The organism is Stenotrophomonas sp. IS26 (genome assembly GCF_054188265.1).
The window spans coordinates 1-15,080 of record NZ_JBSZJV010000024.1; the positions used below are offsets into that span (position 1 = coordinate 1).

At 68.4% G+C, this 15,080-nt stretch carries 1 protein-coding gene; it reads right to left on the minus strand.

What is annotated here, in order from left to right; translation table 11 throughout:
* On the minus strand, positions 1–15,010 hold a 15,010-nt coding region (locus ACW6W5_RS15930; protein WP_152151426.1), incomplete at its 3' end, for a leukotoxin LktA family filamentous adhesin.
* Positions 15,011–15,080: the final 70 nt, after the last annotated feature.

Consider the following 15,080-nt stretch of genomic DNA (forward strand, 5'->3'; position numbering starts at 1 on the left):
TCCTGCCTTGGCCCAGGGTAAGTCCGCCGGCGCTGGTCACGACGGCATCCGCGCCAGCCTCCAGGTGGCCGATGTCCAGCGCTCCCCGCGCCTGCATCGCCACCGAGTGACCGGCGACGCCGTGGCCGATGTCGGCGGAGGCCGTCGCCAGCCGGACATCGGTTGCCGCATCCAGCAGATCCGCCTGCAGGTGCGCGTCACTGTGCAGCGACAGCGCACCCGATGCGGCAACCACGTCGCCCACAGCACCCCCGTTGGGGAGGCGCAGGTGGATGTCACCGTGATCGCTGCGTGCCAGGACAAGCCGGCCGACATCGACCGTGAGGGCCTGCGCGTCACTGCCGATTCCGTCGCCCGCCTGCAGGCTGGCCAGCACGTGACTGCCGCCACCGACATTGACCGCGGCATCCCCATTGGAGTGGATACGACCGTCCGCCTGGAGCATCACGTTGCCGGTGGCCGTGTTACCGGTCACGGCCAGCTGGCCCACGCTGATATCCGCGCTGGAACGCACCGCGACCACCCGGCCAGCACTCAACTGGCTTCCGGCGCCCATCGCGAAGCCGCCCGCGTCGATCTGCACGCTGTCGCCGGCGCTGACCTGCGCGCCTGCCGCCAGCGATGTGGCCTGCAGCGAGAGCAGCTGCAGGACCTGGTCAATGGCGGCGTCCCCCAACTGCAGGCCGCCACCGGCGGCGACATTGGCGGAGGCAGCGCGCAGGTTGCCGATGCGGACATCCCCCATCGGGGCGCTGACAATCGCGTCGCCCGCCGCCTGCACCGAACCCAGGTCGGCACCGTTGTACCCGGTGGCGCCCAGATCGCCACCGGCCTGCAAACGCACTGCGCTCAGCTTGCCCGCCGTGCTCAAAAGCTGCAGGTCGCCCCCTGCGGTAAGCGTGCCGATCGGCATATCCACGTCGCTGGAAAGACGCACCTCGCCCCCTGCCGCGCCATCCAGCCGACCGCCGGCAACGATGCGCACGGCCAGCGAACCGCCGTCCTCGTCGCGGATGTCGTCGCGCACGGCGAGCTGGATGTCGCGCCCGGTCAGCGTGCTCACGCCCTTCAGGTACGACAGCAGGCTGCCACCGCCGACGTCCAGTACAACGTCCTGGTTCGCCCTCACCAGGCCGATACGCAGGTTTCCGTTCTGCTGCGCCAAGCGCACGTGTTCACCGGCGTTGGCAAGCAGCAGCCGGCCGTTGATCTGCACGCGCAGCGGTTGACCATCGTGGCCCATGATGCTGCGCAGGGCGCTCAGGCTGAGGTCCTTGCCGACCCTCAGGGTCGCACCGGCCGCACTGCCACCGCTATCGGTGATATCGCCGTCACTGCCGATACGTACATCGCCACCGGCGTCGAAGCTGTTCAGCGCCAGTGACGTGCTGCCATGCAGGTAGGCATCGCCCCCCACATCGGCCTCGATCCCGCCCGTGGCTGCCAGCACCACCGGAGCCGTGCTGCGGATGCGCAGCGAGACCACCACGGCACCGCCGCGCACCTGATCGGGCGTGAGCACATTGCCGGCCGCGTCGAGCATCTGCACATCGCCCGGCGTGGTCGCAAGCCGCATGGCCAGCATCGCCTCGGCACTGAGGTTGCCGCTGTTCACGTCGGCCAGGCTGACCGTGTATTCCTTGTCCAGGCGGCCCAGGTCATCGCGGGCATGCAGGCTGACATTGCGCCCGATGATCACCGGTTCGGCATTCAGGGCTGAACCGGTGGAGGGTTCCAGCGCATTGGCGTTGAACACGTAGCGCAGCTGGTCCTGGCTCCACTGAGAGTCAGCCGTCATGCCATCAAGAAGTGCCGCCTTGCGTGCCGCGACCATCGCGCTGTCGCCACCGCTGGCAGCCAGCTCATAGCGGTACCCCGCGTTGAAGGACGCGAAGATCGCTTCCTGCTGCCAGCCGCTGCCGAAGGCGTCGGTGAACACCGTCCCCAGACGGTTGAAGCGCTCGGCGAGGTAGTCACTTACCCCTGCATCGTCCAGGCTGCCGCCCCGCGCGGCTTCTGCCATGGAGCGGAACAGGTTGATGGCAGTGCCACCGGCCAGGTAGCGCCCATCGACGACACTGCCCAGCGCGTGGAGCTGGAAGTACTCGGCGTAGCTGGCGTCGACCTGGCTCTGGTAGCTGACGATCGACTGCTGGCCACCGCCCTGGAACAGCTTGAGGTTGTCGCGCAGGCTGGCCAGCTGTGCTTCGTTGAGGAAGCTGGACGAGGCGCGCTGGGCACCGCTGTAGATCGAGCCCGAGGGGGCCTCGATCAGCACGTCACCGGCCAGCGATTCGATGCGCTGTACCCAGAAGTCGCCGCCGAGGTCGCGCAGCGCGATGTCACCGGTCGCCCGCGCCGAGATGAGCCCACCCTCCAGCGCGCCGTCGCTGCGGGTACGCTCGCCGGCATCGACCACCAAGGGCCGGGAGAGCGAGCCGATGGCGCCGTAGACGCTGTCCAGGGTGATGTCGGCACCGATGATCGACGCAGCATTGCCGGTGGCCGCACCTTCGATGTCGTACTTGGCGCGCAGCCACACATCGCCACGGCCGGTGCCACTGCCGGCGCTGATCAGCACCTTGGCTGCCGAATCCACGTCCAGTGCAATGTCACCGCCCGCACGGGCCACCAGGTTGCCGGCAGCCACGGTAGCGCCGTTGGCATTGGTGTAAGACACCATCTGGACATCCAGCGGGTTGGCGGCTTCGCCGGCCTGTGCGCCGACAATGCTGCCGATGCTGCCGGCCGCGTCGAGGGTAAGCTGGTTCGTGATGATCCTGGCGTCACGCGATGCGCTGACGATGCTGCCGTTCTCGCTGGTCAGGAAGGTCCGGCCATCGGTGTTCTTCAGAACACCATTGATACGGATGGTCTGGCCGGAGTCGACGTCGAGCAGGCCTGCATCGTTGGCGCTGAAGTTGATGCCGATCCGGTTGTCGGCCTTGGCCGTGTTGGTGACGACCAGCGTGCCACTGCGCGGGGCGCGCTGGTACCAGCTCGTGCGCCACGTGCCGCCGTCATCGAACTCATTACTGCCGGGGAACCCGTAGTTGTAGCGGCAGCCACTTTCGTTCTTCTTTTCGCAGCGGTAGTTGACGCGCGAATTGAGGTTGCTGCCGAAGTCGCCGGTCAACTGTGACTCGAACACCGCCACGCCGCCTGCCTTGTTGCCGTACGTGACGCTGGAAGTTTCCCACTGCTGGCCGTTGAAGACGGTGTTGTTGTCCCTGTCCACCCAGCGCCAGTTCTCAGCAGTAAGCACGCCGTTGTCGGACTGGATGTTGCGCGCGATGCGGGCCGTCTGTGTCCAACTCGCAAACATGCCGGCGCGCGGGTCATACGCGGTCGTGTTGCTGAGGGCCGATACCCCCGGGGCATCCCAGTTCAGGGCATTCACTCCGCCCTGATAGCCCTTCACGTTGCCGTTGCCGTCGCGCAGATACCACGACGCAGTATTGAGCTCACGGTCGCGGATGGTGATCTGCCCGGGCGCCCCGTTGCCGACCAGGATGTTGCCAAGCTGCAGGCCCACATCGGCCAGGCCATTGTTGATGATCACCGAGCCCTTGCCACTGACCACATTGAGCGAGCCGGCGGTGGATGTGCTGACGATGCGGCCATCGAGGTAGATCGAACCGCCCCCGTTGGCCGAAATGTCCGGCACGATGAACTGGCGGTTGAGCGAATCGTACTTCAGGGCGATGCGGGAAGAACCTGCGCCGGATTTCGCCACGAACATGGCAGGCACATCGAAGATGCCCTTGCTGGCCTGGTTGTCCTTGCCGTCGATCCAGGCGCGCAACGCGCTGCTTTCGACCAGGATCGCCGAATAGTCGACCGGCCGCCCCGCCTTCAGCGCGACGTTGACGTCGATGTAGTTGGCCGTGATCTTGATGCCACTGCCGGCGTTCACACCGCTGCCCGTGCTGGGCACCTGGCCAAGGCTGGCGTTGCTGACGTCGTCGGGCTGCGTGGTGAGAAGGGTGCGCAGATTCCGGGCATTCACCTTTGGCAGGTAATTGGTGTCCTTGTGGCTGTACCGCGATACCACGCCACCGTCGTAGTACTGCCCACCCAGCGCTGACGCGGTGCAGTCCTTGTCGCCGATGCGATAGCGGCATGCACCAAACACCAGGATGCTGGGGTTGTTGACGTCGTTGCCGGTGCCATACAGCAGATAGTCGGTCAAGCTCATGCCGGCCGCGGCGGCCGCTGCGCCGTACTTCGCGTTGGCGATGTACGCCGCGGCGTCGTCGGCATTGGTGATGCCCGATGCCACGCTGTGGCGTGCCCACAGCGCGCTCACCACACTGCCGTACCAGTTTTCCGAGCCCCGGTTGTAGCCGACCTCACCGTTGGGCGCATTGATCGTCACGCTCTCGGCGAGCTGCTCGCCCCAGCTCTGGATGTTGCCGAGCGCGTTGTACATGTCCAGCTCGCCGCCCGTGACCGAGATCAGCCCGCCCGCACCGATCGCAGCAGTGCCGGTGGTCGCCTCGTTGCGGATGCTCACCAGCGCATTGCTCTGGCCCGGGTTCTGGCTGACGCCGATGCCCAAGGCCTGGTTGCTGTTGCCGGTGAACAGCACGTTGCCGCCGCTGTACTCCGGTACCAGGATGTCGCCGGCCAGCAGCAGGTTGTCGGTACTGCGGTTGGTGATGGTGATCTTCGGCGCGCCCTTGGCGGTGAGCGAGCCGCCACCGCGGATGTTGCGGCCATACAGGATCACATCGCCGCCGGCCGCATACAGGTCGCCGATGGTGTGGGTGTAGAGCGCATTGCCGGCGATGGCATCGAAATCGTGGATGCCCGACGCGTTCAGTCGCGCCTTCAGCGCGCTGCTGAGCTCGCGCTGGGTATCGAACGGCAGCACATCGCCGCCCGCGCCGCTGCTGGTCAGCTTGCCATTGGCATCGATCAGGATATCCAGCACGTTGTAGCGCCCGGCAACGACGCGGCCATCGATCAGCACATCACCGCGGGTGCTGCCACCACTGCGGCTGTCGCGCACGGTGACCGGAATGAACCCCAACTGGTAGCCGGTAGCGGCGCCATCGGCGTTGCGGAAAACATTTTCACCGTAGGCACCGAGCGACACGAATGCGCCGCTGAGCAGCTCACTGCCCGCGGCCAGAGCGGTGCTCGCGTTGCTGTCCACCGTGGAGGACGCCGAGGAATCCGGCACCGCGATCAGCCCGCGGCTGTACCCCTGCGAGACCGCATTGGCGGCCAGGCGTGAGGTCCAGCCATTCATGCCGTCCTGACCGGCGGAGACGAAAGCGTTGTGCAACGATTCCAGCTTCGCGCCGCGGCCGACATTGACTTGCTGGTCCATTGCCAGCGCCACGTCCGCGTCGGAGATGCCGACCGCGGCAAGCACACCCCAGGTGTTCACCAGCGCGGTGGCGCCGATGTCAGTCGCGGCGTAGGTGCCGACGTTGAGCATGTAGCTGCTCTGCAGGCGCGCGTCATCGCCGATGTTCACGCGGTTGCCGAGCACCGCATTGGTGCGTGCTTTGACCACGGCGGCATTGATCGCCCCGCCGGTGGTCAGCCCCGCCCGGTCATCGGTGTTCGCACGGGTGTTTGCCACGATGTCCAGCGCGCCACCATCGCCCGGCGTCGGTGCGACACCGGCACGCAGCAGGGCGCCCTTGCCGATATCGATGGTGCTGCTGCCATCCAGCCGGGTGACCACCTGTGCGGCACTGCCACTGAGGACACCGCCGCCGGCCGCGCTGGCGGCAAGCTCGCTGCCCAGCGTGCCGGTGTAGTTGTTGTCGGTGCGCAGCACCAGCGATCCGGCCGAGACAATCTGGGCATCCTCGTCCACCAGCAGCCCGACGGTCGCGTCCGCACGGTTGCTCACGTTGGCGCCACTGGCGTTGAGTACGCCTGCGCTGGTGCTGTTCGCGCTGCCCGCGTAGTGGCTGTCGTGCAGCGCCCGGGCGTCAAGGCGGCTGACATCCAGCACGGCGTTGCGGCCGATGGACAATTGCGTGGTGCTGCCGGTGTGCGTCGCTGCCAGCGCCGCGTTGCCCGCAATGAGCCCGCCGGTGCCCGCCGTGGCGTTGGCGCGATTCTCGTCCTTGCCGCTGGCGGCGAGCGTGGTGTTGCCTGCGTACAGCAGGCTCCCGGCCCCCACGGTGACGCCGGTGGTCGCCGCGGAACGCGCGTTGGCATCGACGACGCCAGCGGCCAGCAGGCCCGCCACGCTCAGCCCGGTGGCATCGGCATGCTGGTTGCTGTTGTTGACTGCGCGCACCGCGATCGTGCCGCCGCGCGCATAGTCGATAATGTTGTTTGTGGAATAGGCCTCACCCTGCACCACCACGTTGGACCCAAGCGCTGCCTGCACCGCGTTGGTACTGGCAGCGGTGGCGAAGGCGCCGGCGCCGGCCAGATACAGGCCACCGGAACCGGCGACCGCGCGTGCATCCACGCTCCCGCCGTGGACGCTGGCCAGGACATCCAGCCCGCCGCGGTTGGACAGCACCGCACCATCGCCCACATGGGCGTCCACCTTGGCACGGGAGGTGGCATCAGCGACCGCCGCACCGACCGCCAGCCCGCCGGCCAGTGCAGCACCGAAGGCCTCGGCCGAGACCTGCGGGGTGGCCTCGGCATGCACCTCAATGCTGCCGCCCACCCCGGATACGCGTGTCCGCTCGCCCAGCCAGGCGCGCACGTCGGAGCCATCGTCGGCCAGTGCGACGGCAGCGCTGACGCCGGCCAACACGCCACCGGCCGCACCCCACGCGCCCGCATGCGCGCCGCCCAGCGAGCTGGCGGCGAACGTCACGTTGCCAAAGCCGGCCAAGGTACTGTCGTTGTGCAACCACGCCTGGACGTTGGCGTTGCGTGCCGCGGTTGCGACGACCGCACCGGCCGCGAGTGCACCGGCCGCCATGCCGGTGGCTGTCACATCCAGCGTGCTGGCATCGCTGGCACGGACCGCAAGACCCTGGCCCTGGCTGCCTGCCTGCAGGTCACCGGCCACCGTGGCCGATACCGTCTGTTCCAGGCGCGCCAAGCCGATGGCCGCACCGACGCCCACCAGGCCGGCACCGCCGGCATAGACATCCAGACCTGCGGCCTTGCCTGCGCTGCCGTCGCCAGCGTTGGCGAGCACCGCGATGGAACCGGCCCGCGTGCTGTTCGCCGCCAGCACCGCCTCGGTGCTGCCATACAGGCCGGTCATGCCGAATGCGCCGCCCACGCCGAGGCCACCGGCGCCGAGGCCACCGACCGTGTTGCGGCTGCTCATCAGGGTCTGCGCGCTCACCTCAAGCGCGCGTGCCTGCACGCTGCCGCCGCGGATGCTGGCGCTCACCAGGTCTCCACGCCCCTGCAGACTGCCGATGTCCACCTGGGCGCGGCTGTTCAGCGCGCCGGCGCCCTGCGCCCCCAGGGTGCCGTCCAGCGCGGCGGCGTCGATCTTCTGGCCATTGCCCAGCTGCTTCAGGCTGGCAAAGGTGCCCCCCAGTTCCGTATCACTGTCACCGCGGTCGCCAATGCCGGCCAGCAGCAGCCCGGCAGCGCCGCCGATGCCGGTGGTGGCGCCGACGCCAGCCGTCACGGTGACCATGTCCACCGCGCGATCGGAGACGGCATTCACATCGATGCTGCCCGTGGTCGACAGCGTGCTGTCTTCCACGGTGGCCTTGACGGTGCTGCCAAGAATGGCCACCGAGGCGCCCGCACCTACACCGCTGCCGGCGATGCCCACGCCCACCGCACCGGAGTACGCGGACAGCCGCAGGATATCCTCGGCCACCACCGCCATATCGGTGGCATCCACCGAGGCCTGGGTGACCAGCGCACGGGTGTCGTTCTGCAGCAGGTGCACCTGTGCCATGCCGGCGATGCCGGCGGCGCCGGCACCCGCGCCGCTCACCGCCACGCCGTTGAAATCGGAGCGGCTGCGCGCGTTCACGTCGAGGTCGCGTGACACGAAAATGTTGGTCGCGCGCCCACGTTCGCCCACCTGCGCCAGCGTGGTTGCGGTGCCCATGTTGACCAGCGCGGTGCCGGCCACCGCCGCGCCACCCCCGACGGCGCCTGCGCCGCCCACCAGCGAGGCGGCGTTGTCGCTGTTGGCGTTGACCGCCAGGGAGCCCGCCCGCAGGGTGCCGCCCAGCACGCTTGCGCGGGTATCGGTGGTGAAACTGTTGACCACGCCGGTGGCGGCGCCGCCGGTCAGGCCTGCGGCCGCGCCGACCACGATCGCCAGCGCGTTCTGGCTTGCATTGGCCTCCACGGTCACCGCGTCGGCGGCCGACAGGGTGGCGCCCTCGATGCTGGCGCTGGCATGGCTGTCGAACAGGTTGGTCGAGAGCGCGCCCGCCCCCGAGAAGACGCCCGCGCTGGCAGCGATGCCGGCCACATAATTGGCCGAGGCCACGTGATGGCTGGCGCGCACATCCACGCTCTGCTCCGCTGCGGCGAGACCTGCGCTGTCCTGGTCGGGGTCGCTGCTGGTGCCCAGCCCATGCTGGTTGATCCGTGCGTCCTTGATGATCGCGGTGGTACTGCCGGCGATGTCGTTGACGGCCGCCATCACCGCCACCGCACCACTGGCGATCGGGGTGGTACCCAGCGCGCCACTGACGCCGATGGTCCTGACCTGCTGGCGCGTGGCCGCATTGACCGCGATGCCATGCACGTCGATATGGCCGGTGCCCAGGTCCACGGTGTCGAAGGCCATGCCGGCGGCGTCGGTACGGGTGCTGTGGGTATTGCCCGCCGTGCGCCGGCCACTGTCCACGCCTGCCAGCGCATCTCCCAGGCCCAGCGCGGTCACGGCAGTTCCGGCACCGGTGATCGCCGCCTCGGTGCTGCCATCCACCAGGTTGACGACGGTCCCCAGGCCGATGCCCGCGTTGACGCCCCCGCCGACGCTGCCGGCGTACACGTCAATCTGCTGCGCCTGCGCGGCGAGCACGCCGACGTTGTCCTGTGCGAGGACATTGGCGCCTGCTTCAATCCGTGCCGAGACGGCGCCCTTCATCCGGTTGACCGCCACCGAGGCTGCGCCACCGACCGCGCCGCCGCCGCCCAGGCCAGCGGCCACGGTGCGGATGCGGTTGCCCTGTCCGCCGGCCGCACCGGACGCATCTGCCTGCACCAGTAGATTGCGGACATCCAGCTCCAGCGCGCTACCGGACACCACCGCCGAGGTAGTGCCGCCGATATCGTTGTAGGCCACTGCCGCGCCCACGCCCACGCTGCCGCCGACCGCTGCGCCACCCGCCAGCGAATCGATGCTGCGCTCGTCACGGGCGCTCACCTTCACATCGGCCAACGCGTTGTGCAGGCTGCTGTCAGTAAGGCTGGCCTGGGTATCGGAATGGATCAGGTTGGTGGTGACACTGCCGGCCACCGCGGCCGTGCCCGCCCCCGCACCGGACACGGCCGCGGTACGCACCAGGCTGCGGTTGGCCGCATCGATGCTCAGCGCACTGGCGCCGCCCAGCGTGGCATTGTCCACCACGGCACGGGTACGGCCGCCGATGTCGTTGACGCTGCTGGCTGCGCCGATGCCTGCCGTCCCCCCGGCCGACAGCGCGCCCCCCAACGAATAGGCCGCACCCGAGGTGTCGGCGCTGACGGACACCGCACCGGTGATGCCACTTCCCTGCCCGGTGACACCCCGCAGGCGGGCCTCGGTGAGGGTGTCGATCAGGTTGGTGGTGTTGCTGCCGGCAATGGACGCGGTGCCCCCCAGCGCACCGGCAATGGCCAGTGTCTTGGTGGTGGCGGCCGACGCCGCACTGACATCCAGCGCAGTACTCACCTCCAGCGCGGTTCCATCCACCTCGCCCAGCGTGGTATCGCCGATGGTGGCCACGTTGATCGCCGCGCCGATGGCGGCGGTGCCGCTGCCGGCGACCGCACCGGCCAATGTGTGGATACGCGATTGGTTGCTGGCGGCCACCTGCACGATGCCTGCCTGCACGCTGCCTTCCCGCAATGCGGCCTCGGCATGGTTGTCGATCATGCTCCAGCCCACCGAGCCTTGAATGGCGACATTGTTGGCTGCGCCTGCGGCAACCGCACCGGACAGGATCCTGGCGGCATTGGCGGCCTCGACATCGACCCGGCCAGTGCCGGCGGTCAGCTGCGCATCATCGACCAGCGCCAGCGTGGTGTTGCCGATGTCATTGATGGTCAGCGCCGCACCCACGGCCACCTTGGAGCCCAGCGTTGCCGCCCCCGCCAACGAGCCGATGAAGGATTCATCGCGCGCCTGCAACTGGATGCTGCCTGCGTTGAGTTGTGCGCCATCGCGCGGGGCCTGGCCCTGCGCGTCCGCCAGGCCACGGCCGACCAGCACCGAGGTGGTGTTGCCGATGGCGTTGTAGGACGCACTGCCCACCCCGGTGAAGTTGCCGGTGCTGCCGCCGATACCGGCACTCACTGCCAGGATGTCGGACTGGTCGGTGGCCGTGAGCGCAATGCGCCCGGCATTGAGCGTGGCATCGTTGACCGAGACGGTATGCGTGTTGTTGATGGTGTTGTAGGCGAAGGCCACACCGGCATTGTTGCCACCCACCTGGACCATGCCGGCAACGGCGATGATCGAGCTGCGGGCATTGTTGCGACCCGCCGCATCCACCCGCGTATCGTCAGTGCTCGCGGTATCGGCATTGGCATCCACCTCGATGCTGCCGATCCCGGCGCCACAGTAATCGACCGCAAAGCCCGAGCCGCAGCCGTCGCTGGTGCCACGCACGTCGTCGATGGTCGCCGTCCCGGCGAAGGCTTCGATGTCATCACTGGCAGTGATGCGGCTGCCGCCGTCAATGCTGGCGGCGGTCTGGCTGGCGATCTGGTTGACCAGCACCGAACCGGCGATCGCCACGCCGTCGCTGCGCGTGGACGCGCCCCCACTGGCAGCCGCCGCCACGATCCGCGATGCATCGGCCGCACGCACGCGAACGTCCTGTACGCCCTCGATGTCGGCACCACTGACTGACGCGCGGGTGCTGTCGCCCACTTCGGCGTACGTCACGGCCGCCCCCAGGCCGGCCTTGCCACCCGCATACAGTGCGCCACCCCCGTTGGCGATCTTCGAGGCGTTCACGGCCTTGACATCGACATCGGCGGCCGCGCCGCTCATGCCGCGGATGGTGCCCCCGACGATGCTGGCGGCCGTGTCGTTGTGGGACATCGCCACGGTCGCCGAGATCGCGCCGGCACCGGCCGAGCTCTGGTTGGAGGAGGCATTCACGCCCACGCTCAGCCCGACGTTGACCTGTTCGCTTTCGTTGCGTGCGGTCACCGTGACGGTGCCGGCATCCTCCACGTTACTGTCACGCAATTGCGCGGTGGTCGTGTTCTGGATGTCACCGTAGGCCACGCCACCCGCCAGCGATGCGCTGCCCTGGGTGTTGTCCGACCCGGCCGCGGCCACCGACAACGCGCCGCTGACGCTGACCAGCAGCGTCTGGTTGGTCGCGGCAAGATCCAGCTTCAGGCCCTTGCCGCTGTTGTCCTTGATCACGGCCGAGCTGATGTCCGCCTTGGTGTTCTGCCGGGCACGATTCACCGTCGCACTGCCGGACAGGGCGATGCCGAACTTGGGTTGTGGCGTCTGCGCGCCCTGCCCCTGCCCCGGTGCCCCATTCCCGCTACCCAGCAGGCCCTTGGCCTTGTCGAAGTACGCGGTCAGCCCGGCGCTGCCGTTGCTGTCTGCCTTGTTGGCCATGCCTTCCAGCGCGGTGACCTTGCCGAGCGCCCGGGTCTTGAGTGAATCCAGGAAGCCAGGATTCTCCGCATTCTGCTTCGCCGCCAGCTCATCCTGGGCCTTCTGCAGCTGCTCTGACGAGCTCTTGGCGACTGCGCCGGCTGCGGCCACTGCACCGGCCAGCCCGCCGCTGGTGGCGTTGACCGCCAGCTCACCCGTGGTGACCGCGCCTACCGGCCCCGTGCTGCTGCCGGTGGCGAAGGCTGCAGGCACCGCACCGATGAAGGCGCGGGTATCGGTGTCCAGCTGCTGGTAGGCAACGCTGGCCCCCACCGACACACTGTCGCTCATCGCAACCGCGCCGGCCACGGACCACACGAACAGGTCTTCATCGGCACGCACGCCAACCGTGGCGGCACGGATGTCGGCACGGTTGCTGATACCGGCCAGCGTGGTGCTGTCCAGGTCGAGCGCGGTGGCGGTTCCGCTGACACCGATGCTGCCGCCCTGGCCTGACTGCAGCGCCAGCGCCACCACGGTTTCCTTGTTGTCGGCCTGCACTGCCAGGCTGCCTGCACCGGCATCGACGCGGACGCCATCATGGATGATCGCCGCCGCCGTGTTCTGGTAGTCGATATAGCCGACGCTGCCGCCCAGGGCAGTTCCACCCTTGCCGACGTTGCTGTCCTTGAGGTTCTTCAGGGCAAGATCACCGGCCGCGTGCAGCCCGGTGACGTCGGTGTTGGCGCGCACGGTGGTGGTGGCGTCAAACGTCCGGCTGCGCGCAGCGCCGGCATGGTCCTCACCCTCCAGCGCGGCGCTCCACGCCGCGGTGCTGGTGTCGCGGGTGGTGAGCGAGGCACCGGCGGCGACATCGGTACGTGCGCTGTTGGTGGCCTTGAACCAGCTCACCGCGCCCCCGATGGCCACTTCCTCGGCCGAGCCCCGCGCCGCCGCGTACGAGGCGAACAGCTCCGATGGGTCGGTGATCAGGTCCTTGGCGGCGGAGATCGAGGCCTTGAACGCGTCGAAGCTGCTGAAATCCGGGACCGCCCCGGTGAGCGCGCTGAAGTCACGCGGCAGGCGCACATCCGACGACAACCCGATGCGTTGCGCCGAGAGCTCGGCCGAACTGCCCACCAGGGTCCGTGCCTCATGGGTGAGGTTGGCGATATTGACCGCCCCGGACAACGCGAACGCTGAACCGTCCGCGCTCTTGCCCTTGGCCAGAACGTTGCTCATCGCATGGTTGCCGATCTGTGCGTCGGTTACCTGGCTGTCGACCACGATCGCGCCGGCGCTGTCGACCTTGGTGCCCGCGCCGATGCTGGCGGTGGCCGCATGTTCGCCGTCGACGACGCTGATCGCCCCGCCGAGGCGGAAGGGCGACGCCGTGGTCGGGGTCGTCGCCGGCGGCGTGCTGCCACCGTCCTCGCTGCCGCTCAGCTTGGCGATGGCGCCGCCAATGCCGGCGCCGGCCAGCGACTGCGCCACACTCATCAGCCCATCGCTGCCGCTGCTGATCGCTTCCACCTGTTCCTGGCCGGGCAACGGCTCGCTCTTCGGGCCGGTAATCAGCGTGCTGGTCTTGTTGAGGCGGGTGATGCTGGCCGCCTGCACGGTGACGTCGCCCGCCGTGGTGCGGGTATCACGGTCCAGGCGTGCTTCGGCCGCGATATCCTGCAGGCTGATCGCGCCGGCCAGGCCGACCGCGCCATTCTTGTCGGCGCGCGCCGTGGCGGAGGTGTCCAGAGAGACTGCGTTGACCGCCGAAACGTTGACCCTGCCGGCCTGCAGCAGTGGCCCACCGGCTTCAATCACCGCGCGGGTGTCAACGTTGACGTTGCTGATCGCCGCAGTGAACGCAGCGGTCGTGTTGTTCACCGCGAACGATTCGGCCGCAAGCTTCAGCGTCGTATCGGCATCGGCCTTCACCGCCACATCGCCGCCCGCCACCAGCGTTGCGCCCGAGCGCACGATGGCTTCCGTGGTGGCGTTGATCTGCGCGTATGCCGCGCCCAGGCTGAGCAGGTGCTTTTTCGGAATGGGGTTGCCATTGGCATCCTTCACCGGGTCGCCGTTGGCATCGGTCACCACATCGCCCTTCTCGTACGTCTTTCCGGCGGCCGAATTGTCGATGGCCTGCCGGGTGCTGGCGTGCAGCGTGATGTCACCGCGCGCGGTAAGCGCCGCGCTGTCCTTCACCTCTACCCGTGCCGTGGTGGCGCCATGCAGGAACGAGATCTGTTCCCCCAGCAGCTTGTCCGCCCCCAGGTTCACCAGCGCGTCGCCGAGGTCCGTGAGGTTGCTGGAATCGGTGACGCTGTTGACGAGATCGGCCTTGAGCTCGTCGAATACCGCACCGTCCTTGTCGTAGCCGGAATCAATGACCGCAAGCGCGGTCAACTCGATATCGTCCGCCTCCAGACGTGCGTTGCCGCCCACCGTCACCGATGCATCGGCACTGCGCACGCCCAGCCCGGTATCGGAGATCGCCGCCGCGCGAAGTTGGATCCGGCCGCCCTCGTTGACCAGTACCAGCGGCTGCGAGGCGCCGGTATTGACGGCCGCCCCGATGCCCTGCAGATCGCCATTGGCATCGCGCGCGCCGGCCGGCACGAACAGCGTGCCGGTGACATCAATGGCCCTGGCCTGTACGCGGATGCCGTTGCGTGCGTTCACCGTCCCGTGCAGCTCCACCGTCTTGTCGGTGAGCTGTCCCGGCGTCAGCGTGCCGTACATCAAGGCATCCAGGCTCTCTCCGGCGCCGAGGATGTCGCTGGCCGTGGCGCGGTTGGCCGTGGCCACCGACAGCGAGCCGACATTGAGCACGCCACCGTTGCCGACCACCAGGCCATCCGGGGCGACGAAGAACACTTTGCCGCCCACCGCATTGGTCGATTCCAGCACGCTGTTGAGGTTGCCGTTGATGTACGCACGCGCGTCGGTGACCAGGTTGACCAGGTTGTGCACCTGTTGCTGACCCTGGGTGGGTAGCACAAGATCAACGGTCTGGCCGAGTTCCACGCCGAACTGCCGGAAGGAGTTGAAGGCGACCTGGTTGCCGGCCGCGCCCTTCACTGTGCCGGTGGTCACCTTCCAGTGCGGATCGTTGCCCTGCCGCGTCACGTGGGTGTCGGTGCGACCATCGGTGACCATCGCACTGCCGTCATCGCCGGCGATCACGCTGCCTGGCAACGCCAGCCCCAGCACGGAGCCGATGGCCACGGCCAGTCCGGCAGGGCGCAGGCGATGGGGACCCAGCTGCGCGTTACGCACGGCGGAGGACAGGCAGGACGAAGGGTCGCGATGGTTCATGGCAGGCTCCGGGCAGTGGCTGGCGGGGCAACCGCGGGCCAGCAAGGGTCGCGGCAAGGCATGCGTGCCT